This window comes from Pseudomonas sp. G.S.17, from assembly GCF_038096165.1.
Taxonomy (GTDB): Bacteria; Pseudomonadota; Gammaproteobacteria; order Pseudomonadales; family Pseudomonadaceae; genus Aquipseudomonas.
Genome location: NZ_CP151076.1, coordinates 1649570 through 1673883 on the forward strand (window position 1 = coordinate 1649570; position 24314 = coordinate 1673883).

General features: G+C 58.2%; 27 protein-coding genes. 17 read left to right on the forward strand and 10 right to left on the reverse strand.

Going from position 1 to position 24314, the window contains the following annotated elements; genetic code table 11:
- The first annotated feature begins 32 nt into the window (after window positions 1-32).
- From AABC73_RS07610 to AABC73_RS07630, 5 genes are all read left to right on the forward strand, one after another.
- Window positions 33-1682, forward strand: a complete 1650-nt coding sequence (locus AABC73_RS07610) for a phosphoethanolamine--lipid A transferase (RefSeq protein ID WP_341523072.1) — start codon at window positions 33-35, stop codon at window positions 1680-1682.
- Window positions 1675-2310 carry a class I SAM-dependent methyltransferase gene (locus AABC73_RS07615; protein ID WP_341523073.1) on the forward strand — a complete coding sequence of 212 codons (636 nt, stop codon included), beginning with the start codon at window positions 1675-1677 and terminating at the stop codon, window positions 2308-2310. Before AABC73_RS07610 ends, AABC73_RS07615 begins: the two co-directional genes overlap by 8 nt.
- A gap of 133 nt (window positions 2311-2443) precedes the next feature.
- The gene (gene rnd, locus AABC73_RS07620; protein WP_341523074.1) at window positions 2444-3577 is read left to right on the forward strand and encodes a ribonuclease D; all 1134 of its coding nucleotides are present in this window, start codon (window positions 2444-2446) and stop codon (window positions 3575-3577) included.
- A complete protein-coding gene (locus AABC73_RS07625) occupies window positions 3574-3867 on the forward strand; it encodes a YcgL domain-containing protein (protein ID WP_020289385.1) in 294 nt (97 codons plus the stop codon). The genes rnd and AABC73_RS07625 overlap by 4 nt, the downstream gene beginning before the upstream one ends.
- Window positions 3868-3989: 122 nt before the next feature.
- The gene (locus AABC73_RS07630) at window positions 3990-4922 is read left to right on the forward strand and encodes a D-2-hydroxyacid dehydrogenase (protein ID WP_341523075.1); all 933 of its coding nucleotides are present in this window, start codon (window positions 3990-3992) and stop codon (window positions 4920-4922) included.
- A gap of 78 nt (window positions 4923-5000) precedes the next feature.
- Here the strand turns inward: AABC73_RS07630 and AABC73_RS07635 are convergent, their stop codons facing one another.
- Window positions 5001-5594, reverse strand: coding sequence for a nitroreductase family protein (locus tag AABC73_RS07635; protein ID WP_341523076.1), 594 nt, complete (start codon window positions 5592-5594; stop codon window positions 5001-5003).
- Window positions 5595-5805: 211 nt separating this feature from the next.
- Between AABC73_RS07635 and AABC73_RS07640 the strand changes: the two genes are divergently transcribed.
- Window positions 5806-6255, forward strand: a complete 450-nt coding sequence (locus AABC73_RS07640) for a YcgN family cysteine cluster protein (RefSeq protein WP_065834883.1) — start codon at window positions 5806-5808, stop codon at window positions 6253-6255.
- 203 nt (window positions 6256-6458) lie between these two features.
- Here AABC73_RS07640 and AABC73_RS07645 read toward each other — a convergent pair whose 3' ends face one another.
- The 4 genes from AABC73_RS07645 to AABC73_RS07660 all read right to left on the reverse strand — a co-directional run bounded on the left by AABC73_RS07645 (window position 6459) and on the right by AABC73_RS07660 (window position 8595).
- Window positions 6459-6836: a DUF2892 domain-containing protein gene (locus AABC73_RS07645; protein ID WP_065834884.1), complete on the reverse strand. Its 378-nt coding sequence runs from the start codon at window positions 6834-6836 to the stop codon at window positions 6459-6461.
- 90 nt (window positions 6837-6926) lie between these two features.
- A complete protein-coding gene (locus AABC73_RS07650) occupies window positions 6927-7412 on the reverse strand; it encodes an RNA methyltransferase (RefSeq protein WP_341523077.1) in 486 nt (161 codons plus the stop codon).
- 53 nt (window positions 7413-7465) lie between these two features.
- Window positions 7466-7840 (reverse strand): YajD family HNH nuclease, encoded by a 375-nt coding sequence (locus AABC73_RS07655; protein WP_065834886.1) that lies wholly within the window; start codon window positions 7838-7840, stop codon window positions 7466-7468.
- 68 nt (window positions 7841-7908) lie between these two features.
- Entirely contained in the window at window positions 7909-8595 is a 687-nt protein-coding gene (locus tag AABC73_RS07660) for an MnmC family methyltransferase (RefSeq protein ID WP_341523078.1), read from the reverse strand.
- A 104-nt stretch (window positions 8596-8699) separates the two neighbouring features.
- On the opposite strand from AABC73_RS07660, the gene AABC73_RS07665 reads away from it, so the two are divergent.
- Complete coding sequence (locus AABC73_RS07665) at window positions 8700-8984, forward strand: hypothetical protein (RefSeq protein ID WP_080482226.1); 285 nt, start codon at window positions 8700-8702, stop codon at window positions 8982-8984.
- Between the two features lie 14 nt (window positions 8985-8998).
- Here the strand turns inward: AABC73_RS07665 and AABC73_RS07670 are convergent, their stop codons facing one another.
- Entirely contained in the window at window positions 8999-9466 is a 468-nt protein-coding gene (locus tag AABC73_RS07670) for a cyclic nucleotide-binding domain-containing protein (protein ID WP_341523079.1), read from the reverse strand.
- 86 nt (window positions 9467-9552) lie between these two features.
- Window positions 9553-11613, reverse strand: coding sequence for a S9 family peptidase (locus AABC73_RS07675; protein WP_341523080.1), 2061 nt, complete (start codon window positions 11611-11613; stop codon window positions 9553-9555).
- A 144-nt stretch (window positions 11614-11757) separates the two neighbouring features.
- Between AABC73_RS07675 and AABC73_RS07680 the strand changes: the two genes are divergently transcribed.
- The 7 genes from AABC73_RS07680 (at window position 11758) to AABC73_RS07710 (ending at window position 17233) form a co-directional block, all read left to right on the forward strand.
- Window positions 11758-12237: an MFS transporter gene (locus tag AABC73_RS07680; RefSeq protein WP_341523081.1), complete on the forward strand. Its 480-nt coding sequence runs from the start codon at window positions 11758-11760 to the stop codon at window positions 12235-12237.
- Between the two features lie 50 nt (window positions 12238-12287).
- Window positions 12288-13061 carry a class II glutamine amidotransferase gene (locus tag AABC73_RS07685; RefSeq protein WP_341523082.1) on the forward strand — a complete coding sequence of 258 codons (774 nt, stop codon included), beginning with the start codon at window positions 12288-12290 and terminating at the stop codon, window positions 13059-13061.
- Window positions 13062-13090: 29 nt separating this feature from the next.
- On the forward strand, window positions 13091-13612 hold the full coding sequence (locus AABC73_RS07690; protein WP_341523083.1) for a DUF2937 family protein: 522 nt from the start codon (window positions 13091-13093) through the stop codon (window positions 13610-13612).
- Between the two features lie 298 nt (window positions 13613-13910).
- Window positions 13911-14663, forward strand: coding sequence for a 5-oxoprolinase subunit PxpA (locus tag AABC73_RS07695; RefSeq protein ID WP_341523084.1), 753 nt, complete (start codon window positions 13911-13913; stop codon window positions 14661-14663).
- Window positions 14660-15364: an allophanate hydrolase subunit 1 gene (locus tag AABC73_RS07700; protein ID WP_341523085.1), complete on the forward strand. Its 705-nt coding sequence runs from the start codon at window positions 14660-14662 to the stop codon at window positions 15362-15364. The genes AABC73_RS07695 and AABC73_RS07700 overlap by 4 nt, the downstream gene beginning before the upstream one ends.
- Window positions 15361-16281: a biotin-dependent carboxyltransferase family protein gene (locus AABC73_RS07705; RefSeq protein WP_341523086.1), complete on the forward strand. Its 921-nt coding sequence runs from the start codon at window positions 15361-15363 to the stop codon at window positions 16279-16281. Before AABC73_RS07700 ends, AABC73_RS07705 begins: the two co-directional genes overlap by 4 nt.
- A gap of 142 nt (window positions 16282-16423) precedes the next feature.
- The gene (locus AABC73_RS07710; RefSeq protein ID WP_341523087.1) at window positions 16424-17233 is read left to right on the forward strand and encodes a hypothetical protein; all 810 of its coding nucleotides are present in this window, start codon (window positions 16424-16426) and stop codon (window positions 17231-17233) included.
- A gap of 226 nt (window positions 17234-17459) precedes the next feature.
- On the opposite strand, the gene AABC73_RS07715 is transcribed toward AABC73_RS07710, so the two are convergent.
- From AABC73_RS07715 to AABC73_RS07725, 3 genes are all read right to left on the reverse strand, one after another.
- On the reverse strand, window positions 17460-18638 hold the full coding sequence (locus AABC73_RS07715; RefSeq protein WP_341523088.1) for a VWA domain-containing protein: 1179 nt from the start codon (window positions 18636-18638) through the stop codon (window positions 17460-17462).
- A gap of 21 nt (window positions 18639-18659) precedes the next feature.
- Entirely contained in the window at window positions 18660-19505 is an 846-nt protein-coding gene (locus tag AABC73_RS07720) for a MoxR family ATPase (protein ID WP_341523089.1), read from the reverse strand.
- 102 nt (window positions 19506-19607) lie between these two features.
- A complete protein-coding gene (locus AABC73_RS07725; RefSeq protein WP_341523090.1) occupies window positions 19608-20675 on the reverse strand; it encodes a DUF748 domain-containing protein in 1068 nt (355 codons plus the stop codon).
- Between the two features lie 136 nt (window positions 20676-20811).
- Here AABC73_RS07725 and cysK point away from each other — a divergent pair, with 136 nt between their 5' ends.
- The 3 genes from cysK to AABC73_RS07740 all read left to right on the forward strand — a co-directional run bounded on the left by cysK (window position 20812) and on the right by AABC73_RS07740 (window position 24283).
- Window positions 20812-21786, forward strand: a complete 975-nt coding sequence (gene cysK, locus AABC73_RS07730; protein WP_341523091.1) for a cysteine synthase A — start codon at window positions 20812-20814, stop codon at window positions 21784-21786.
- Between the two features lie 177 nt (window positions 21787-21963).
- Window positions 21964-22902: an aspartyl/asparaginyl beta-hydroxylase domain-containing protein gene (locus AABC73_RS07735; RefSeq protein WP_341523092.1), complete on the forward strand. Its 939-nt coding sequence runs from the start codon at window positions 21964-21966 to the stop codon at window positions 22900-22902.
- Between the two features lie 523 nt (window positions 22903-23425).
- A complete protein-coding gene (locus AABC73_RS07740) occupies window positions 23426-24283 on the forward strand; it encodes a DMT family transporter (RefSeq protein WP_341523093.1) in 858 nt (285 codons plus the stop codon).
- The last annotated feature ends 31 nt before the right edge of the window (window positions 24284-24314 follow it).

A 24314-nucleotide genomic window follows, 5' to 3' on the forward strand; every position in this document is an offset into this window, starting at 1 on the left:
CGACGTATTTAAACTCATAAAAGCAGACTGTTATGTTGAAAGTTAAAGCCATGCGCCCCGAGCTAGTCACCTTGCTCGCCAGCAGTTTTTTATTGTTAGCGTTTAACGTGACGCTATGGAAACACTTGTTTGCGATCACCGCTTCCGACTGGACGGGAATCGCCATGCGCGCCGCCTTCGGTGTGATGATTTTCTGTGTGTTCAATATTTTTCTGACCCTTTTTGCATTCAAGCGAATATTGAAGCCTGTTCTGATCCTGTTGTTCTTTATCAGTGCTGGCGTTGCTTACTTTATGGGTGAGTACGGCGTCATGATTGACGCCGGGATGTTTCGTAATTTTGCGGAAACGAATGCCACTGAAGTACAAGGCCTGTTATCTGTAAAGTTAGGCCTCTATATTGTATTTCTCGGCTTGCTGCCATCGTTGTTATTGCTCAAGACCCCAGTTAATTATCGCCGCTGGTACCGGGAACTGATCAGCAAGGTATTGGTGAGTGTGGCGTGTGTGGCGGTGATTGGCGGTGTCGCTCTGGCCAATTACCAAGGGTTGTCGTCATTGTTTCGTAACCACCATGAGCTGCGCTTGATGGTAGTGCCGAGTAATTATATCGGCGCATCGTTCGGCTATCTTAAAGAACAGGCGGTTTCGGCCCAGCGACCATTCCTGGCCGTTGGCGAAGATGCCAGGCTCGCGCCGCAGTGGGCGGAGCGCAAACGCAAATCATTGACCGTGTTAGTTGTGGGTGAAAGCGCGCGTGCCGAGAACTTCGGCATCCTTGGCTATGGCCGTGACACCACGCCCAACCTGAGCAAGGAACAAGGCCTGATCGCTTTTACCGACGTGCATTCTTGCGGCACCGAGACTGCGGTTTCCGTCCCGTGCATGTTTTCCAACATGGGCCGCAAGGATTACAGCGCGGTCAAGGCGAAAAACGAGGAGGGGCTGCTGGACGTCATCAAGCGTGCGGGTCTGAATGTGGTCTGGCGTGATAACCAGTCCGGCTGCAAGGGTACCTGTGATCGGGTGACCTTGCAGGATGTCAGCAACCTCAAGGACCCGGTGTTGTGCGCGAGTAACGAATGCCGGGACGAAATCCTGCTTCAGGGCCTGCAAAGCTTCATCGATAACCTGGATAAGGACACCGTTCTGGTATTGCACCAGATGGGCAGTCATGGCCCGGAATACTTCAAGCGCTATCCCAAGGAATTCGAGAAGTTTACCCCGGTGTGTGAAAGTAACGCGCTGAATAATTGCACTCGCGAAAGTATCGTCAATGGCTATGACAATACCTTGCTGTATACCGATCACGTGCTGTCGAGCCTTATTGATATCTTGCGTAGTAATCAGGCCAAGGTCGATACAGCGATGCTGTATCTGTCGGACCATGGTGAGTCGCTGGGTGAGTACAATCTGTTCCTGCATGGCACGCCTTATATGTTGGCGCCGGATCAGCAGAAGCATGTTCCAATGTTTGCCTGGTTTTCCGATGCCTATAAAGCGTCTTTTTCGGTTGACACCGGTTGCCTGCAAAAAGAGCGTAATGCACCGCTGAGTCAGGACAATCTGTTTCACTCCATGCTCGGTTTACTGGAGGTCAATACCAAGGTCTACAACCCGAGCCTGGATATGTTTGCCGGCTGCCGTGGGTTACCCAGCAATGGCGTCCTGGCAAATGAATAACATGGGCGAGAAACCCCGACCGGGGTTCGTTCGGCGATTCAGCCTGTGGCGTGACGAGCAACTGGCGCGCCATGCATTGAAGGCGGCGGGGGAGCCGGGCCTGGTCCTCGATCTGCCAAGCGGCACGGGAAAGTTCTGGTCGGTGCTGGCCGAACACTCCAATCGCGTGATCCTCGCCGGGGATCAATCCGCGGACAAGCTGGCCCTGGCCGAGAATCACTGCCCAACAGCTGTGCTAAAGCGCATCAAGACATTTCAGACCTCAGCGTTCTCCATCGACCTCAATGACAACGCGGTGGATTGCATTTTCTGCATGCGGCTGTTCCACCATATTGCCGACAGCGAAGAACGTTCGGAGATCTTGCGCGAGTTCTACCGCGTCAGCCGCGACACCGTGATTGTTGCGTTGTGGGTCGATGGCAACATCAGGTCGTGGCGTCGCAAGCGCATGCAGACCCAACGCGATAGTTGCGGACTGCCAGCCGCGAGACGCAGCCGGTTCGTCGTAGGCAGGACCGCAATCAAGGGCGAATTCGAGGCGTCCGGCTTCAGGATCCTCCGCTATTACGACTTTCTTCCCGGGTACGCCATGTGGCGGGTGTACGTGCTGCGCAAGATCAACCAGTAATCCGGTCAGTGGTCGGTTTGGTACGGATTTCGGCCAAAAACCCAAGATGAAGATGTTCAACACTTGTAGGACAGATGCGCGGTAAGCACCCATGGCGATATATACTGCGCGCCATTCTTCATGGGAGAGCCGTGTGGCCATCGATATTCACTGGATTCGCGACGACGCCAGCCTCGCCCGACATTGCGCTCAATGGCAGGCATTGCCTTTTGTTGCCCTCGACACTGAATTCATGCGGGTCGACACCTTTTATCCCATCGCTGCGCTGCTGCAGATCGGTGACGGTTCCTGCGCCTGGCTGATTGATCCGCTGTTGATCAATGATTGGCGCCCGCTGTCTGCGTTACTGGAAAACCCGGATGTCATCAAAGTGGTCCACGCGTGCAGCGAGGATCTGGAAGTCCTGCTGCGGCTGACTGGCAGTCTGCCAGCGCCATTGTTTGACACCCAGCTGGCGGCGGCCTATCTGAACCTGGGTTTTTCCATGGGTTATTCGCGACTGGTGCAGGAGGTGTTGAACATCGACCTGCCCAAGGGCGAAACCCGTTCTGACTGGTTGCAGCGTCCGCTGTCGGAAACCCAGATCAGCTATGCCGCAGAAGACGCCGTGCATCTGGCTGAGGTCTACAACATCCTGCGGCCGCGCCTTTCGGACGACAAGTACGCCTGGGTGCTGGACGATGGCGCCGAGCTGGTCGCCAACCTGCGCCGTGAAGTCGACCCTTACGAGGTGTACCGCGAGGCCAAACTGGCCTGGAAGCTGTCCCGCGCTCAATTGGCTGTGTTGCGTGAACTCTGTGCCTGGCGTGAACACGAGGCCCGCGCCCGTAACCTGCCGCGCAACCGCATCGTGCGTGAACACTCGCTGTGGCCGCTGGCCAAGACGCAGCCGGACAATCTCGGCGCGCTGGCAAAGATCGACGACATGCACCCGAAAACCGTGCGCCAGGACGGCGAGTTTCTGCTAGATCTGATCAAACGGTCCGGCAGCGTGCCGCCTGAGCAATGGCCTCAGGCGTTGCCCGAACCTTTGCCGATCGACGCCGCGACCCTGCTCAAAAGCCTTCGTGCGTTGGGTCAACGCTACGCCGAGCAACTGGACATGGCGCCAGAACTGATGCTGCGCAAGAAAACCCTAGAAGCACTGCTCAAGAGCGGTTATCCCGACGGGCCTTATCAATTGCCAGAGTCGTTGCGCGGCTGGCGTCGCGACCTGATGGGCCAGGCGCTGCTCGACCACCTGGCCGGTACCGGAGAACAGTCTTGAAGCGTATTTGTTCGATCTATCGCAGCACCAAGAAAAACGAAATGTACCTGTACGTGCTGAAAAGCGACGTACTCAAGCGTGTTCCGGTTGAGCTGATGGTCGCCTTCGGTACGCCGCATCACGCGTTCGATCTGGTGCTCAGCCCGGAGCGGCAACTCTCCCGGGAAGACATCCACAAGGTTCTGGAGAACCTCGACAAGCAGGGTTATCACCTGCAGATGCCGCCGGCTGAAGACGAATACATCGAGCACTTGCCGGAAGAGCTGCTGCGTCGCAACGATCCGATGTGAGCACTCAAGTCCCCTGCGCCTGCGGGCCAGGGTGTTAAATCTGCTTTTTGCATACGCGACCAGGATTTGATCAGGCCCGATCTGCCTTCAGTCGCCTGTTTTGTTTCTAAAGGTTTTGAGCCATGCGCGTTCTGATTGCTGAACACGATTACCCTATTTACACCCAATTGCTGCGCCAGGCTGCTCCGGAACTTGAAGTCATGAGTACCGGCGACTCGGCTGAATTGTCGCGATTGGCGGCCGATTGTCCGGTCTGGCTGGGTCAGCCTGATCTGCTGGCCAACCTGCTCCGTCAAGGCCATACCCCGCAATGGCTGCAATCGACCTGGGCGGGCGTCACGCCGCTGCTGGTCGACAGCCTGAGCCGCGATTATCGTCTGACCCGTGCCGTGGGCATTTTCGGTCAGGTGATGGCTGAATTCGTCCTGACCTACATGCTCGGCCATGAACGCGAAGTGTTGGCGCGCCTGATGAGTCAGGTCGAACGCAAGTGGGACAACCGCGCCAGTCAGAGCCTGGCAGGTCGCAAGGTGTTGATCGTTGGCGCTGGCGACATCGGCCTGAGCGTTGCGCAATTCCTTACACCCTTTGGCGTGCAGGTCTATGGCATTGCGTCCCAGGCCCGCACCCAGGCGCCATTCGTCGAAGTGGCAGCCATGGCGGATCTGGACCGTCTGGTGGGCGAGGTGGATTACGTGATCAATCTGCTGCCGAACACGCCAGAGACCCACGACCTGTTCGATGCCAAGCTGTTCGCCAAATTCAAGCCGACCGGTTTGTTCATCAATGTCGGACGCGGCGTTGCCGTGGTTGACGCTGATCTGGTCGAGGCATTGAAGGAAGGGCATCTGGCTGGCGCGGTCATCGACGTCTGCCGTCAGGAGCCACTGCCCCAGCGCCATCCGTTCTGGACTGCCTGGGGTTTGCTGCTGACCGGACACAGCGCCGCGCCGACCTCGCCGACGGCCATGGTCGAGTTGTTCGTCGCCAACCTGAAGGCTTTCGAAGCGGGTGAAGCGTTGCGTGGGGAAGTGGATTTCTCGCGGGGGTATTAATGTAGGAGCCAACTTGTTGGCGAGGCGGTATAGGCGGTGGACCAATACCGAAGCCTCGCGAACAAGTTCGCTAAGGGTTCAGAGGGTGAAATCACCCTCAGCCGCCAGCTGGGCCACTGGTAGGCGTGGGCTTGGGACTTCTCGACCTTGCAGGAATTCAGGCAGGGTTGATTTATCGCCCAGCTTGCCGATTGCCACTGCTGCGTGGATTTCGTAGCCTTCCGGAATATTCAACTCCTGACGCGTGCGCTCCTTGTCGAAGCCGGCCATGCCGTGGGTGTACCAACCGCTCAGGCTCGCTTGCAACGCCAGATGGCCCCAGGCGGAGCCGGTGTCGAAGGTATGCCACAGCGCTGGCGACTCTTCAGTTGCGCCGGGTGCAATGAACGTGGTTTTCGAGATCACGATGACCAGCGCCGAAGCATGTTGTGCCCAGGACTGGTTGAATTCGACCAGCAGGCTCAGGTAACGCGCCCAGTTTGGCGTATCGCGACGGGCGTACAGAAAACGCCAGGGTTGCGAGTTGTAGGCCGACGGCGCCCAGCGAGCCGCTTCGAAGAAGCTCAACAGGGTTTCCTGGGGGATGCTTTCGCCGGTAAAGGCGCGGGGCGACCAGCGTTCAGTGAATTGTGGATCGATAGGGTGATCGGCGATGCGTGGATTTGTGCTCATGAGAATCCTGAATAGAAGGGAATTGCAGACGCTCAAGCAGATGGGCCGTGGACGGCAGGCATCGCGGAAGTCCGGGAGGTAGCGGCCTAAAACTACTGCGCTGCTGGCAATCTGACAAGTCCTGGCTACCGGCAGTCGTAAGCGCTTGGCCCGCGCCCTTTGTGCCACTAGACTGGCGACCTTTTCATTGTTGATGCTGATTGCCCGAACCATGGCCGCTAAAGTCGAACCCTTCTGGATACGCAAGACCCTCGATCAGCTCGATTCAACCGAGTGGGAATCGCTGTGCGACGGCTGCGGCCTGTGCTGTCTGCAAAAGCTTGAGGACGAGGACGACAACAGCGTTTATTACACGCGTATCGCCTGCAAGTTGCTCGATCTGAAAACCTGTCAATGCACCGATTACAGCAATCGCCGGGCGTCGGTGCCCGATTGCATTCAGCTCACGCCGGGTCAGGCGGACGAGTTCAAATGGTTGCCGCCAACCTGTGGTTATCGGCTGGTCAGCGAAGGCAAGGACTTGCCGCTGTGGCATCACCTGGTGTGCGGCGATCGCGATGCCGTGCATCGGGAGCGCATCTCTCAGTCCGGCCGCATGCTCAGTGAAAACAGCGTGGCCGAGGATGATTGGGAAGACTATCTGATCTTTCGCGCGGGGTAGGATTGGTAGTCTGTAGGTACCGTCTGGGTCTTCATCACACCGTTGACGTCAATCTCGTAGGACCGGCTTTAGCCGGGAGGCGGCCGGTACATTCGTAGCAGTTGCTGCGTCAGACCTTGCGCGCTCCCGGCTAAAGCCGGTCCTACGGATTTGCTTGGTAACTGACGCACCCGTTCGCCAACAAGTTGGCTCCTACGCGAGCATCAAACCTCAGCTTTAGGCTTGGTCAGTGCATCAACGCCATCGGCAACGACGTTTTCAGCAGTCACTTCCGCCTTGGTTTTCAGCAAGCTCAGTTCATCACCCGCGCGCTTGATGCGCGCTTTGGCTGTGTCCAGATCGCTGCGGCTTTTCTCGATCAGGCTCTTGGCCGAGCAATGTCCGGTAATGCCACGTGCCAATACAGCGCCACCAATGGCCAGCTGGATCAAACCGAAGATTCCGCCACGACGCAGGCCTTTGCCCATCATCAATACGCCGCCTGCCAGAGAGCCGACTCGCTCCCAGCCATGAACGTTCTGTGGGGTATGGCTTTGGAATGGGGTGCTGTCGATGCGTTCAATGATCGGGGTGTCGCTCATGATCGTTCTCCATGAAGAGATGAATTCGGTTCAGTAAAACTGACTGCCGCCGTTCGGAACTGTTCAATGCATTTGTCAGCAATCGTGCCACTAGTCGGCTTTTTCTCTACCGAACTGCGGCCCGGAGCGCGTATTGATGCCTTTGGCCATGCGATCGTAAAGCACGACATTGACGGTCGCGGCGAGGTTCATGCAGCCGGTGGTGGGGATGTAGACGACGTCTTCACACCAATCGCGGATTTCCTGGTCCAGCGAGCCATCTTCCGGGCCGAAGATATAAAGGGCGCGATCAGGATGGGTATATTCGGGCAACGGCCGTGCGCCTTCGACCAGTTCCACGGCCACCGGAATACAGCCCAGCGGCAGGATGTTTTTCAGGTCATCAATGCCGATCAGGGGAATGTCCTGATGGATCTTCTTGGTATCGGTGACGAAATCCCGGGCGCGCTCGTAGCGTTTGCCGGTGTAGAACACCGACGCCACGCCATAACAACCCGCAGCACGCATCACGGAGCCGACGTTTTCCGGAGACTTGGGGTTGTACAAGCCGATGCAGGCGTAACGTTTGTTGGCCACGGGGGAAATGCTCGCTGGGAAAAGCGGGCGATTATACGGCGACCAACCGCGCGTTATTCGTCTTTCTTCATCAGCCCCGCCAACGCCGCGAACGGGTTGTGGGTCGCCTTGGCGATTTTCGGGCTGCTGGTGGAGCTTTCCGAGAAATACTGCTGGTCGGTGTAGCGCGAGTGCTCGTTATCGTGACAGTACAGGCACAGCAGCTCCCAGTTGGAGCCGTCCTGCGGGTTGTTGTCGTGATTGTGGTCGCGGTGGTGGACGGTCAGCTCGCTCAGGCGTTTACCGGCGAACTCACGGGCGCAGCGACCGCACACGTGCGGATACATGCGCAACGCCTTGTCGCGATAACCCATTTCGCGGTCGCGCTGGGCGTCGGCCAGGATGCGATCCAGCTTGGCGGTGTGGGATGGAGGGTTGGCCGTGCTCATGGGGTCACCTGTGTCATGTTCATTCGTTGAAAACGGTAATGGCCCAAGTCTAGCGCTTCGCGAAGCGTTCAGCCCTTGAGTTTTTCCGCAATCCAGATGGTGTGGCGCGTGCCCTTGTTGCCGTGGGCGAAGACTTGCACCTCTTCGGCCTTGAAGCCGGCCTTGCGCAGCTTGTCGGAAAACTTCTGATCCGCGCTGGCGGACCACACCGCCAGAATCCCTTTCGGACGCAAGGCCTGGGCGCAAGCGGCGAGGCCGCCAGACGAATACAGCCAGCTGTTGGACTTCTGGGTCAGGCCTTCGGGGCCGTTATCGACGTCGAGCATGATCGCGTCGAAACCGTGGGGTTCGCTCTTCAACACTTGGGCGACGTCACCGATCACCACCTTGGCGCGTGGGTCGAGCAGCGGATTGCCGGACTTCTCGCCCAGCGGGCCGCGATTCCATTCCACAACGCCCGGCACCAGTTCGGCGACCAACACTTCGGCGTTCTTGCCCAGATGCTTCAAGGCCGAGGCGAGGGTGAATCCCATGCCCAGACCGCCGATCAAGACCCTCGGTTGCAGGCGCGGTGCGACCTTCTTGCAAGGGATTTCCGCCAGCGCGTCTTCGGAGCCGTGCATACGGGTGTTCATCAGTTGGCCGCCATCGCCGCCCTGGATCTTGATCACGAAATCTTCGCCGTATTCGAACAGGCACAGGGCACCGCCGTTATCGGGAATGGCGGTGGTGTCGAGCAGGACGAAACGTTTCATTGAGCACTCATCGGAAGAAGGCGGTGGCAAAAAGTTGAACACGGTCTCAAGGCAAGGAGTAGCCTGAGCCGCACAATGTGACGGGCTGGCATGTGAGGCCATTGATGAAAGGTTCTATTCTAACGGCGATTGTCCTGACGACGCTCTCGTTAAGTGTCGTGCAGGCGGACAATCTGCAACCGATTTCGCCGGCGCCAGAACCCGGTTCACCGGGCACCGCGACACCCACGCCGTACCCGCAGGTCGTGCCGCCGAGCATCCCCAAGGCTGGCGGAACGCAAGGCAACTCGCCTTTGCTACCCAAGATTGAAATGCCCCGACCGCCCAAGGATCAGCCATTGCCGACGGTCGAAAGCGGCCCGGCGGACAAGGACAACGTCCCTAAATAAAGGCGCTGCGTCTGTCAGCTCAGCAACTGGCCATCGACCATGCGCAAGCGTTTGGACAGCGAGGTGGCCAGGGCGCGAATGATCTTTGCGGCGATCTTTGGCGTTTCGTCGAGCATCTTGTCCAGGGAATCCCGCCCCAGATTCAACAGCTGACAGTTCGACGCGGCGACACAACTGGCCGAACGCCGTTCGCCGTCCAGCACCGCCATCTCGCCGAAAGCCCGGCCGCGCCGCAACGTGGCGATTTCCACCTGTTGGCCGTCGGCATTGAGCTTCTGCACCGACACCGAACCCAAATGGATGATGCACATGAATGTGCCGGCATCTCCTTCGCTGAAAATCGCGTCGCCCTGGCTGATGGACGTCATGTTGAAATAGCCGGCCGCCGCCTGAAATTCAGCAGGCAGCAGGGCATCGAACAGGGCGCAGTCCATAAGCATGTCGCGGATTTCATTGTTCAGGTAAGACGGTTGTTCTGACATGGCTCGGTCTTGTTATGAATAAGTGCTGGCCGGACGACAGCAAGCGTCCGGCCAGATGTTAGTAAGACAAACATTTCAGGCCGAGTTCAAACGGCCAGCTGCAAAACCTTGAAGATAAAACCGTACTCCAGCGCCACGTCGCGCAGCCCCTGATAACGCCCGCTCATGCCGCCATGGCCTGCGCCCAGTTCAGTCTTGAGCAGCAGCAGATTGTCGTCGGTTTTGTGAGCGCGCAATTTTGCCACCCATTTGGCCGCTTCCCAATACTGCACGCGACTGTCGTTGTAGCCAGCAATCACCAGCATCGCCGGATAGGCCTGCGCGCGGACGTTTTCATACGGCGCATAGGCCTTGATACGCGCGTAAACGTCGGGCTCTTGCGGGTTGCCCCATTCGTCGTATTCGGTGACGGTCAGCGGCAGATCGGGATCGAGCATGGTGTTAAGCACATCCACGAACGGCACTTCGGCAATCGCCGCCTTGAATAAGTCAGGACGCTGATTGAGCACCGCGCCAATCAACAGCCCGCCTGCGCTGCCGCCACTGATCACCAGTTGCTCGGCGCGTGTGTGGTTGTCAGCGATCAAGTGCTCGGCGCAGGCAATGAAATCGTCAAAGGTGTTCTGCTTGTTTTCCTGTTTGCCGTTGCGATACCAGGCTTCACCCAATTCGCCGCCGCCGCGCACATGGGCAATGGCAAATGCCACGCCGCGATCCAGCAGGCTCAGACGTGCGTGGGAAAACCACGGATCGAGGCTTTCGCCGTAGGCGCCGTAGCCATACAGGTACAGCGGTGTCGACTGGCCGAGCAACTCACGCTTGACCACCAGACTGATGGGGATCTGCGTGCCGTCCCTGCCCGTTGCCCAGATGCGCTGGCTGACATAAGCGTCGGCATCGAACGGGCCGAGCACCGGGGTTTCCTTGAGCACCACCTGATCGCCGGTCGCCAGGGTCAATTGACGGACTTGCGCCGGGCGATTGAGTGACTGGTAGCGCAGGCGAATCTTGTCGCTGTTGAATTCCAGGGAGTCCTGCACGTAAAGGCTGTAAGCGGCGTCCGGCAGATGCACGCGATAGACCGGCAGACCTTGCGGGCGAACCTCGATGATTGGCAGGCCACCTTCACGCAGGCTCAGGGTCAGGCCTTTGGCATTCAGGCTAAAGCCATCGAGCATCACGCTTTCGCTGTGCGGCACCAGCACCTGCCAGTCGTCACGGGTGGGCACGCCGCTGGGCTTTTCTGCGGCCTGATACAGCGCGAAGTTGATGCCGTCCTGATTGCTGCGGATCAACCAGCTCCAGTTGCCGTCCACCTGGCCGTGATCCACGGAATATTCGTGACCTTCAGCCCGGGGCGCCATGCACACGAAGGCGTGTTCAGGCTTTTCGGCATCCAGCACCCAGGCTTCGCTGGTGGTTTTGCTGTCCAGGCCAAGGATCAGCTGCCGCTCTGAGCTGCTGCGGTAGCAATGCAGGAAAAACCGCCCGTCCGGCTCGTTGAACACCAGATCCGCCGAATCATTGCCCAGACGGTGGCGATACAGCTTGTGCGGACGATGAGAGTCGTCCAGTTCGCCGAAGAACAGCGTCTGGCTGTCATTGGCCCAGGTCATGCTGCCGTCGCAGTCTTCGAAGGGCAGGGTGGTGACCTGGCCGCTGCTCAGCTCCTTGACGTAAAGCTGGTAAACCTCTTCGCCGCTGGTGTCCAGGCTGTAGGCCAGCCGCTGGTGGTCCGGGCTGATGCTGAACGTGCCCAGGGAAAAGAAACCACCGCCCGCCAGTTGGTTGGGGTCCAGCAGCATTTCTTCGCGGCTTTCGTCTACCGTTTGCGAGTCGTCCGCCGGGCGCGGGCAGCGATAGTGCCGGGAGTATTCATCGCCCTCGGTGGTGCGGGTGTAATACAGATACGGCCCCCAGGGCGAAGGCAGCGAGAGATCGGTCTCCAGGATGCGGCCCTTGATCTCTTGAAACAGCGTCTCGCGCAATGCATCCTGATCGGCGAGTTGCGCGTGCTGATACGCATTTTCTGCCTTCAGATAATCAAGCACTTCGTCGCTGTCGCGGTTTTGCAGCCAGGCATAAGGATCGGCGCCATCGGTTTTTTGCGCGATGGGGGCGCTGGGAATCGGATGTGATGAAGACATACTGGGCGCTCATTGGTGGCTGTGCGCTATCGAATGTGGACTGCCAATTGATGGCATGTGGCACTGATAACTGACGCCGGGGAAGCCGGGTTGGCGAAAAGCCGTTATCATAAGCGCCTAATTACCTGCCTTACCACGGACGTCATGACCGAGAACGACTATACGATCGCCTGGGGCCTCTACGCATTTGCTGCGTTGGGTTGTCTGCTGGTGTGGTTCCTGATGACACGCTGGATGTGGCGCTACCTGCGTGAGCCGCTGCTGGTGATCGCTGCCGTCCTGCTGTTGACCCCGACCATCATTGATCCAGTGAAGGAAAAATTCGCCCCGGCGGTTGCCATCACGGCCCTGGACTTATTGTTCAAGGTCGGCAGCAATGTCTGGCGCGCGGTGTCTGATCTGGCCATGTACGGCATGATCGCCTTCGGCCTGTACCTGCTGTTTGTGCTGATTCGCTGGCCTCTCGAGAAAAGCTGGAAGGCGCGCCATCCGCAAGTCGCCGCCGAGCCAGCCACCCCCGCGCAGGAACCGCAGGACGAGCCGTTCGCCGATGACGACCGCTTTGATCGCAAACCTGCCGCGCCCGGCGTCGGCAATCGTTCTCGGGTCGAGCCACGTCTGTAGGCGCTGGACGCCAAACGCGCCGCTGAACGCCCTCAAACGAGAACCTGAACATGTGTGAATTACTGGGCATGAGCGCCAATGTCCCGACCGATATCGTTTTCAGCTTTACCGGGCTGATGCAGCGTGGCGGGCGTACCGGCCCCCATCGCGACGGCTGGGGCATTGCCTTTTACGAGGGTCGCGGCTTGCGTTTGTTCCAGGACCCTGCAGCGAGCAGCGAGTCAGAAGTCGCACAGTTGGTTCAGCGTTATCCCATAAAAAGCGAAGTGGTGATCGGGCACATCCGCCAAGCCAATGTCGGTCGCGTGTGCTTGTCCAATACTCATCCGTTTGTCCGAGAACTCTGGGGCCGTAATTGGTGTTTCGCCCACAACGGTCAGCTCGCGGACTTCACTCCCCGAGCCACGTTCTATCGACCCGTAGGCGACACCGACAGCGAAGCTGCGTTTTGCGATCTGCTCAATCAGGTGCGCGAGGCGTTTCCCGAGCCGGTGGAAATCGAACAGCTGCTGCCGTCGCTGGTCGAAGCCTGCAGTGAATATCGCAGCAAAGGCGTGTTCAATGCCCTGCTCAGCGATGGCGACTGGCTGTTCTGCTTCTGCTCGACCAAGCTGGTGCAGATCACCCGTCGCGCGCCATTTGGTCCGGCCCGTTTGAAGGACGTGGACGTCATCGTCGATTTCCAGGCGGAAACCACTCCCAATGACGTGGTGACCGTGATTGCCACCGAACCCTTGACCGAAGACGAGATATGGCATCGCTACGAGCCGGGCCAATGGGCGCTGTGGCGGCGTGGCGAATGCGTTGCCCAGGGCAATGCTTGAGAACATCGACCCAACTGAGAGGGATCTAAATGCTGCGAAGTTATCTGCGATTGGTCTTGTTTACCGTGGGCCTGTTGTTCGGGGTACAGATTCCTGGTTTTGTCAGTGATTACGGCAAGCGCGTCGAAGCGCACCTGATCGAGGCCCAGCAAAGCATCAAGGGCTACAACGCCACTGCTGCGCAGTTCTTCAACGGCGACGTGCAGGCGCTGATCCAGCATTACCGCGAAAGCGAAGACCCGGTATTTCGCAGCGACGCCGACAGCATCAACGCGCTGCTGACCCGCACGCAGATCCTCGAACGCGAATGGCTGGCCATGCAAGGTCCGTGGTATGCCCGGGCGCTGCATGTGGCCATCGCCGCCGACGCCGATATCCGTCGCGAAACCTGGAATGGTTACACCTGGCAGGTGCTGCTGGCCCCTGGAGTGATCGCTTGGGGTATCGTTTGCGCGCTGGTGCTGGCGCTGCTGATCGAGACGTTCTTCCTGATGCTTGGCTGGGTCGCCACGGGCGGGCGTCGCAAGCACAGACTGGAGCGGGATTACTGACACAAACAGTGGACCCGTAGGACCGGCTTCAGCCGGGAGGACAATCGTTCTAACGATAGAGCTGCTGTGAATGTGCCAGTTGCTCCCGGCTAAAGCCGGTCCTACGGATCGATCAACATCCCTCATCACTTTTTCTTATCCATCCCACCCGCTTTTATTAGTTGGACGTCGCGTCCGCTAGCCTCCAAAAATGCGCTGTACCTGACAGGCTCGTCGCAACGCTGCCCTTGAACACAAATGGCGCGTTAGACTCAGGCTTTGTTGTCCGAAATTACTTACGCACACAGGAGATACGCCCATGGGCCGCCTGTTACTGAACTGCGATATCGGCGAAAGTTACGGCGCCTGGACCATGGGCATGGACGCCGAAGTCATGCCGTTCATTGATTGCGCCAACGTCGCCTGCGGCTTCCATGCCGGGGATCCGAGCGTGATGCGCAAGACCGTCAGCCTGGCGCTGGCCAATGATGTAACGATAGGCGCCCATCCGGCCTATCCGGATCTGGTCGGCTTCGGTCGCCGCTCCATGGCGTGCAGCCCGCAGGAAATCCACGATCTGCTGCACTACCAGATCGGCGCGCTGGACGGCATTTGCCGCGCTCAGGGCGGGCGAGTGCGATACGTCAAACCTCACGGCGCGATGTACAACGACATGATGGCCAATCCCGTTCAGCTGCGTGCGGTCATCGAAGGCATCGCCCGCTACGACGCGCAACTGCCGCTGATGCTGCTGGCGATGCGCGACAACAGCGCCGCCCAGGCGATTGCCGACGAGTTTGGCGTACAACTCTGGTTCGAAGCGTTCGCTGATCGAGGCTACGACGCAGAAGGGCGCTTGATGCCGCGCCAACAGCCCAGCGCCGTTCACCATGATCCGGAAATCATCATCGCTCAGGCCATGACGCTGGCGCGTGGCGAACCGCTGACTGCCAGCGATGGCACCGCGCTGCACCTCAAGCCGCATACGCTCTGTGTGCATGGCGACAACGCCAGTTCGATTGCTGCCGTGCAGCGCATCCGCCAGGCATTGGACGAGCAGTTCGCCTTATGAAACTGCGTATTGAAGTGGTGGCGATCGATTGCCTGATGGTGCGGCTGTTCGATGCCATCGACGAAACCAACATGCCCTGGATGCTGGCTGCTACGGCCCGTTTGCGGGAGAGTTTCGGCGTGCATCTGGTTGATCTGGTGCCGTCTTACACCACCTTGATGGTGCACTACGATGTGCTCGCCCTGAATCCCGATCAGGCCCGGGAGCTGATCCATCAGGCGCTGCGCGATCTGGCCCCGGACCCGACGGCGCGTGGTCAGCATCATGTGTTGCCGGTCTGGTACGACCTCAGCGTCGGCCCGGAATTGACTTTGTTGGCGCGGCGCAGCGGCCTGGAAACCAGCGAAGTGATTCGTCGTCACTGCGAGCGCGAATATCAGGTATTCGCCCTGGGTTTCGCGCCGGGCTTCGCGTTCATGGGCCTGGTGGAAGAAATTCTTGCCGCGCCACGCCTGAACACACCACGTAAGCGCGTCGCGGCCGGCAGCGTCGGCATTGCTGAACGGCAGACCGCTGCTTACCCGGTGGTTTCCCCCGGCGGCTGGAACCTGATCGGGCGTACACCGAGCAAACTGTTTGATCGTCAACGGGACGGCTACAGCCTGATGCAGCCCGGTGACAGCGTGACCTTCGCCGCAGTCGATCACGCGGAGTTCGTGCGCCTGGGCGGCGATGACACACCGCTGGAGGTGCAGCCATGAGCGCGCTGTTGATCGAAAACAGCACACCGTTGTGCCTGTTGCAGGACGCGGGGCGTTTTGGCGTACGGCATCTGGGCGTGACTCAAGGCGGGGCGCTGGATTGGGTGTCCATGTCCTGGGCCAATCGCCTGCTGGACAACCCGCTGGATGCTGCGGTGATCGAAATCACCCTGGGTGGTTTGACGTTACTGGCCGAGGCGGATTGCTGCCTGGCCTTGGCGGGTGCTGACCTGGGCGCGATGCTCGACGACCGGCCGGTCCAGCCATGGCGCAGTTTTTTCGTTGGCAAGGGCCAGCGCTTGCGCTTGCGCCAGCCACAACTCGGTGCCCGGGCTTATCTGGCCGCCCCCGGCGGTTTCGACGCGCCGAAAGTGCTGGGCAGCTGCGCGAGTGTTGGTCGCGAAGAACTGGGCGGTCTCGATGGCTTGGGCAAAGCGTTGGCCAAAGGTGATCGGCTGGGTTATTCAGGGTCGGCTTTCGTACTGCGCACGCTGACCGAACAGCAGATCCCGAACTTCCATGACGCTGCGCCGCTGGACGTGGTTCTTGGTGCGCAAATTGGCGAATTCAGCGGCCTGAGCCTGTTCGACGTGTTCAACAACAACTGGACCCTGGACAGCCGCGCCGACCGCATGGGCATTCGCCTGCTGGGGCCGGAACTGATTTATCAGGGCGCACCGATGATCTCGGAAGGTATCCCGCTCGGCGCTATCCAGGTGCCACCCGACGGCCAACCCATCGTCCTGCTCAACGACCGGCAAACCATCGGCGGCTACCCACGACTTGGCGCGCTGACGCCACTTTCCCTGGCGAGACTCGCCCAGCGATTGCCGGGAAGTACCTTGCGGTTAAGGCCGATAGTGCAAAGCGTTGCACATCAGCGGCATGTTGAGTATTTACAAAAGTTAGCGAGTTAAATAACAAGCCGGCTCATTCGCCGGCTTTTTGTTGTAGCCGATTTCGTACAAGTCGCTGGGAAGCGCCTTGCTATAAAGTCAGGTCAGATACTTTTCATTGCTGCCGTTAACCAAAGGACAACGGTTGATAGGGGAGAGTGTTATGTTTGATCCGCAAGCAGGTATGACACATGGTACTCGTGTGATAGGGCTTGGTCATAAGATACATGTCGGTATGACTTACTGGCAATCGATGACCGCTCGCTACGAAGAGCTGGTCGCGGCAGGAGATATGACTGAAAGGTTGCAAGTTATTTACGATTCCAGAATGGCAACGGAGGGCATCGTTTACACGCTTGATGACAAAAACAAATTCCGCATTGTGTCAGGAGAAGAAAAACTGTGGAAGGGCTGTGCTATAGCCAGGGACTACGGGCTCGAGGATTGGGAAAGTAATATCTATGGTGAGTTGAGTACCTATGATTTTTCCATCCTTAGAGCATTGCATTATCAGGCTCTGTACAGGCTGGAAGATATGCAGCTGGAATTTGATGAGTTCAAGGAGCAGATACGCGTATCGCTCCCGGATTTGGCGGGCAAGAATTTTGGATTCACCATCAATGAGCATGGCAGTCTGGAAATTACCTCACCCGACGGCGCCTTGACTGATCGAGAAAAAAAACAGCTGGAGGCCTGGATCAATGACCGAGACCGATTGAAAGAGTTGACCTTTGATCATGCCAAACTCGTCACCTATATTTTGAAGCATGATCCTCGGCTGGGAGTTGAAGACTCGATGGTGACGCTGGGAAATATCAGTAAATTTATTGATTACGGCGTGCTCCTGCAATCCTGTGCGATACGACCAGGTAACGAAAACTCGTGGATGGAGCAGTTGCAGAGAAATGTGCGAGAAATGACTCGGGAGCAGGAGGCAGACAGGGCGAGTGAAAACAACCCTGGCAAAGTTTAAGCCTTGGGCCGAAGCATCGCGCATCAGCGGCATGTTGAGTATTTGCGCGGGTTAATCGGCAATTGCTGATACCTGTTGGCGCGAGGTAATCCAGTAGGAGCCGAGCTTGCTCGCGAATGCGTCAGGTCAGCCAATAGATATGCCGCCAGGTAAACCGATTCGCGGGCAAGCCTCGCTCCAACGGATCCGGGTAATCCTGTAGGAGTCAAGCTTGCTCGCGAACATATTATTTAGAAAGAAAACGCATCCCTTCTTCCAAACCGCGCAAGGTCAGCGGATACATTTGATCTTCGATCAAGTCCCGCACGATATTGGTCGAAGTGGTATAGGCCCAGGCGTCTTTCGGATAGGGATTGATCCAGATGAGTTTCTTGAACTTGGCAGTAAAGCGTTGCATCCACAAGTAACCGGGCTCTTCGTTCCAGTGTTCAACACTACCGCCCGCTTGGGTGATCTCGTAAGGCGCCAATGAGGCGTCGCCGATGAAGATGACTTTGTAGTCTGCGCCGTATTTATGCAGCAGATCTTGCGTGGAGGTGCGCTCCGAGCCGCGTCGAGAGTTGTTCTTCCAGACCGATTCATAAATGAAGTTAAGGAAGTAGAAGTATTCCAGGTGTTTGAACTCGGTCTTGCAGGCCGAGAACAATTCCTCACAGATCTTCACGTGGGCGTCCATCGAACCGCCGATGTCGAACAGCAGCAATAACTTGATGGTGTTGCGCCGTTCCGGGCGCATCTGGATATTCAGCAGTCCGGCGTCGCGAGCGGTGTGGTCGATGGTGCCGTCAATGTCCAGTTCTTCGGCCGCACCCTGGCGGGCAAACTTGCGCAGGCGGCGCAGGGCGATCTTGATGTTGCGGGTGCCCAGCTCGACTTGATCGTCGAGGTTCTTGTACTCGCGCTGATCCCAGACTTTCACCGCCTTGCCTTTGCGCTCGCCAGCATCGCCGACCCGAATACCTTCCGGGTTATAGCCACCCGAGCCGAACGGGCTGGTGCCGCCGGTGCCGATCCATTTGTTGCCGCCCGCGTGGCGCTCTTTCTGTTCTTCGAGGCGTTTCTTGAATTCCTCGATGAGTTTGTCCAGGCCGCCCAGCGACTGGATCTGCGCCCGTTCTTCTTCGCTCAAGGAACGTTCGAACTCCTTGCGCAACCAGTCTTCGGGGATCAACGCCTTGAGGTGATCGTCGAGCTTTTCCAGCCCGTTGAAATAGGCGCCGAATGCCCGGTCGAACTTGTCGAAATGCCGTTCGTCCTTGACCAGGATGGTGCGCGCCAGATAGTAGAACTCGTCCATGTCAGCGAAGGTGACTCGCTGTTTCAGGGCGTTGATCAGGTCCAGCAGTTCGCGCACCGAGACCGGCACCTTGGCTGCGCGCATTTCGTTGAACAGGTTGAGCAGCATGGCTGTCGTCTCTTTGCAGGATCAGCGATTGCCGCGACGGCTCATGAATGCAAGGCGTTCCAACAACTGAACGTCCTGCTCATTCTTGACCAGCGCCCCGGCCAGCGGCGGAATGGCTTTGGTCGGATCGCGCTCGCGCAGCACCGCTTCACCAATGTTGTCGGCCATCAGCAGTTTCAGCCAGTCGACCAGTTCCGAGGTGGAAGGTTTTTTCTTCAGACCGGGCACTTTGCGCACATCGAAAAACACGTCCAGCGCTTCGCTGACCAGCTCTTTCTTGATGTCCGGATAATGCACGTCGACGATTTTCTGCAAGGTAGTGCGATCAGGGAAGGCAATGTAGTGGAAGAAGCAGCGGCGCAGGAACGCGTCCGGCAGCTCTTTTTCGTTGTTGGAAGTAATGATGATGATCGGGCGGATTTTGGCCTTGATGGTCTCGTCGATTTCGTAAACGTAGAACTCCATCTTGTCGAGTTCTTGCAGCAGGTCGTTGGGGAATTCGATGTCGGCCTTGTCGATTTCGTCGATCAGCAGAATCACCCGTTCTTCGGCCTCGAATGCTTCCCAGAGCTTGCCCTTCTTCAGGTAGTTGCGCACATCGTGGACTTTATCCACACCCAGTTGCGAATCACGCAGGCGGCTGACGGCATCGTATTCATAAAGGCCCTGATGCGCCTTGGTGGTGGACTTGATGTGCCAGGTGATCAATTTGGCGCCGAAAGACTCGGCCAGTTGTTCAGCGAGCATGGTTTTGCCGGTGCCGGGTTCACCTTTGACCAGCAGCGGGCGCTCCAGGGTAATTGCCGCGTTGACCGCCAGCTTGAGGTCGTCAGTGGCGACGTATGCGCGGGTGCCTTCAAACTTCATCGGTAAATCCTCAAACAAGGTGTGCGGACTATAACGCGCAGCCCCGGCCACTGTGAACGCAGACCGGGCATTCAATCGGTGAATGGGCGGTCCCACGATGACCTAGCCCTTGCTCCCGTCATACCGCGCATTGAACGCCTGGACGAACGCATTGCGCAGAATCTGCAAAAACGCCTGAAACGCGCTGATGTCCTGTTTGTGCACGCTGCCGCTGAGGTTCACGCGGGTGGCGAACTGGTTTTTGCTCTGGTTTTTCAGCACGGTTTCGCCGGTGCCGACCACCGCTTCCCAGATCGAACGGAAGAAGCCTTTGTTCTGATTCTCGACATCCTGCTGCCAGTTGAAGACATCAACGTCGCGCAGCAGCGGCTTGATATAACCGGTCAGTTGGCCTTTATTGGCCTGCGCTTCAATGACCAGATCGCCGCTGCCGGCGTTGAAGTCGAACTTGCCGTACGCCGAAGCGAAGTCGTTGAGGCGCTTGAGTTCGATGTCGGTGGCGCGCAGGCGGAAGTCAAAATCTTCGAAGTTGCTGAACGGATCGAACGTCGCCGACGATTCCAGGTTCGCGTGGCCCAGCAACAATGCCTTGCCTTCGAAACGCGCGTCCCGCTTGCCTTCGACGTCTTCGACATTGGTCAGGTTATAAAGGCTGGCATTGACCTTGTCGGCTTCGATTTTCACCTTCGGTGTGGTGGTGAAGTTGTTGAAGGTGATAATCCCGTCCTGAATACGCACTTCGTTGAGCGTAATGGGCAACAGCTTGTTCATCTGCGCGCGCCAGTCGGTACCCTGACCGGTCTGCGACGCTTGCTTGTTGGCGCCGCCATCGACGAAGTTCAGCTCCGGACGCTGAAACAGTACTTCGGCCACCACCGCATGGTCGTACCACAGCGAATGCCAGCTCACCGCCAGGTCGATGACCGGTACGTTGACAAACGGCACCGGCACCTTGCCGTCGACCTTGACGATATTCAGCCCATTGATCCTGTATGCACCGCGCCACAACGCCAGGTCGACATCCGTGACCTGCCCGCGGTAATCGCCCATGTCGGCGAGCTTGTCGTTCAAATAGTTGCGCACCACATAGGGGAGGGCGATGTGCACAGCAATCAGCAGCACGACGACTCCCGCGAGGGTCCAGAGTGGCCAGCTGTAGCGACGTTTCATGATAGCGGTCTCGGGTTTTGTTCAGTGGTTGACTGCATGCGCGCGCATCCGTTCGCTGCGACTGGACGGCCGCAGGGCTGGGGGCATAGGCTTTGGTTTTAAAAGTCCCTTAACGAACGTGCACAAGGACACCACCATGAGCCGTATCTACGCTGACAACGCCCATTCAATCGGTAACACGCCGCTGGTGCAGATCAACCGCATCGCACCGCGCGGGGTCACGATTCTGGCCAAGATCGAAGGGCGCAATCCCGGTTATTCGGTGAAATGCCGGATCGGCGCCAACATGATCTGGGACGCTGAAAGCAAGGGCAAACTCAAGCCCGGCATGACCATTGTCGAACCGACTTCGGGTAACACCGGCATTGGCCTGGCTTTTGTAGCCGCCGCCCGCGGCTATAAATTGATGCTCACCATGCCGGCCTCCATGAGTATCGAACGCCGCAAAGTGCTCAAAGCGCTGGGTGCCGAGCTGGTGTTGACCGAACCCGCCAAAGGGATGAAAGGCGCCATCGAAAAAGCCGAAGAACTTGTGGCCAGCGATCCTGAAAAATTCTTCATGCCGGCGCAGTTCGAGAACCCGGCGAACCCGGCGATTCACGAAAAAACCACGGGTCCGGAAATCTGGAACGACACCGACGGCGCCATTGATGTGCTGGTCGCTGGCGTCGGCACCGGCGGTACGATTACCGGCGTGTCGCGCTACATCAAGAACACCGCGGGCAAGCCCATCCTCTCAGTCGCGGTCGAACCCTTGGGTTCTCCAATCATCACCCAGGCGCGTGCCGGTGAAGAGATCAAACCCAGCCCGCACAAGATTCAGGGCATCGGCGCCGGTTTCATCCCGAAAAACCTGGACCTATCACTGGTCGACCGGGTGGAACTGGTCAGTGACGAAGAAGCCAAAGCCATGGCACTGCGGCTGATGCAGGAAGAAGGCATTTTGTGCGGGATTTCCTGCGGCGCGGCCATGGCGGCAGCGGTGCGTATGGCCGAAACGCCGGAAATGCAGGGCAAGACAATCGTGGTGATCCTGCCGGATTCCGGCGAGCGTTATTTGTCGAGCATGTTGTTCAGCGACCTGTTTACCGACCAGGAGCTGCAACAGTAACAATATCTTTAGTCTTGCCAGCTTTTGGTCAGGTCGGCTTGCGTTTATGATGGCCGGCTCGCGAACCGCAAAGGGGTTGTTCCAGATCATTCTGGGCGGTTCGCCAGCCGCATAAGATCCACGATTTTCCAGCACTACGTTCAGCGCTTGGCCATTGCCTGTATCGAGGAGAGTTAGATGACGTTTTCATTTGCTGCCAAGGCATCGATTCTGATGCTATTTCTGGCCAGCACGCTGTACGTGCATCTGCGCGGTAAAGCGCGGTTGCCGCTGCTACGTCAGTTTGTTAACCACTCGGCGCTGTTCGCACCTTATAACGCCTTGATGTACCTGTTTTCCAAAGTGCCGTCCAAGCCGTACCTGAACCGTCAGGCCTTCCCCGAGCTGGACGTGCTGAAGAACAACTGGGAAACCATCCGCGACGAAGCCATGCATTTGTTCGACGAAGGTTATATTCGCGCGGCTGAAAAGAACAACGACGCCGGTTTCGGTTCGTTCTTCAAGAAGGGCTGGAAACGTTTTTACCTCAAGTGGTACGACAAGGCCTTGCCTTCCGCCGAAGCGCTTTGCCCAAAGACCGTGGCCTTGGTCAACAGCATTCCCAACGTCAAAGGTGCCATGTTCGCGCTGTTGCCGGGTGACAGCCATTTGAACCCGCATCGCGACCCGTTCGCCGGTTCCTTGCGTTATCACCTGGGCTTGTCGACGCCCAACTCCGATGACTGCCGCATTTATGTCGACGGTCAGGTGTACGCCTGGCGCGACGGCGAAGACGTGATGTTCGACGAAACCTACGTGCATTGGGTCAAGAACGAAACCGACCAAACCCGCGTCATTCTTTTCTGTGACATCGAACGCCCGCTGCGCAGCCGCTTCATGACCCGCATCAATCGCTCGGTCAGCGCCTGGCTGGGCCGCGCCACCGCGCCGCAGAACCTGGACGATGAACGCGTCGGCGGCATCAATCGCGCTTACGCCTGGAGCAAGAGCTTCAGCGACGGCTTCAGCGGCAAGGTCAAACAACTCAAGCGCAAGCATCCCAAGGCTTATCGGGTATTGCGCCCGGTGCTGGCGGTGGTGGTGCTGACGTTGCTCGGGTATTGGTTGTTTGGTTGAAATAAACCTCGCCCACACGATGAATCATTCGTAGGACCGGATTTATCCGGGAGGGGGCCTGTCTCGTCGCGACGTGATGACCTGACAAAACCCGATACTTTAAGACCGGCGCCCTCGCGAATAAATTCGCTCCTACGGAGCGCGGGCCAGCCCGCTATTGCTTAACTCATGCGCCGCTGGTTATAGTCGGCGCTGGCATTGCTGAAACCTTTTGTTGCAATGCCTCCTCATCCCTCAAGAAGACGAGCGCCATGCCTGCTTCCCACATTCAGTTGAAGTTCGACGCCGCAGCCTTTGCTGCTGCCGAGCCGTGTGGATGCAAACAGCTCTCCTTCATGCGTTACCCGCCACCTTCCCCTGTGAACACGTCGGTTGCAGCACCGCCAGGCGTCGTCCTGCCGGTTTGACTGGCCGCTTCTAACCAAGCCGCGCCTGTCGATACAACCGCAAAAAAATCGCCAAACACATCGTTGGCCCGAACTTGCCGGGCCTGCCAATGCGTGTCCGATCACAGGTGGTATCCATGTTCATCAATACAAAACTGGCTTCGTTGGCCACTACAACGTTATTCGTCCTGCTGTGGAGCAGCGGGGCGATTTTCTCCAAGTGGGGGCTGGCCCACGCGTCGCCGTTCGCTTTTCTGCTGATCCGCTTCCTGCTGGCCCTGATCGCCCTTGCAGTATTGATCCCGATGCTCGGCTACAAGCTGCCCGCAACCGGCAAACCGCTGCTGTATGCCGCCGCGACCGGTGCCGTGTTGCTGGGGGCTTATCAGATTTTCTATCTGCTGGCGCTGGACCTGAAAGTCACGCCCGGTGTGATGGCGACCATCATGGGTGTGCAGCCGATCCTCACGGCGGTGGTCATGGAGCGCAATCGGGCCTGGACGCGCCTGTTCGGTCTGGGCCTGGGATTGGCCGGATTGATTCTGGTGGTCTATCAGAGTATCGGTCTGGGCGGGATGTCCATGGCGGGCATGCTGTTTGGCTTGCTGGCGATGATCAGCATGACCTGCGGCTCGATCATGCAAAAGCGCATCACCGATAACCCGCTGGGAACCCTGCCGGTGCAATACCTGGCCGGCGCGCTGCTGTGTGGCGTGTTCGTGCCGTTCCAGCCATTCCACTTCGAAATCAGCACCGGCTTCATCGTGCCGGTGCTGTGGATGGGGCTGGTGGTCTCGGTGCTGGCGACGTTCCTGCTGTATCGATTGATCGCCCAGGGCAATCTGGTCAACGTCACCAGCCTGTTCTATCTGGTCCCGGCCGTAACGGCGATCATGGATTACCTGATCTTCGGCAACCGGCTGGCGATGCTGAGCCTGTTCGGCATGCTGCTGATCGTGGTAGGGCTGATGTTTGTGTTTCGTAAGCCGAGTTGACGCCTGACTGCGGCAGCGCATCCCGCGATGG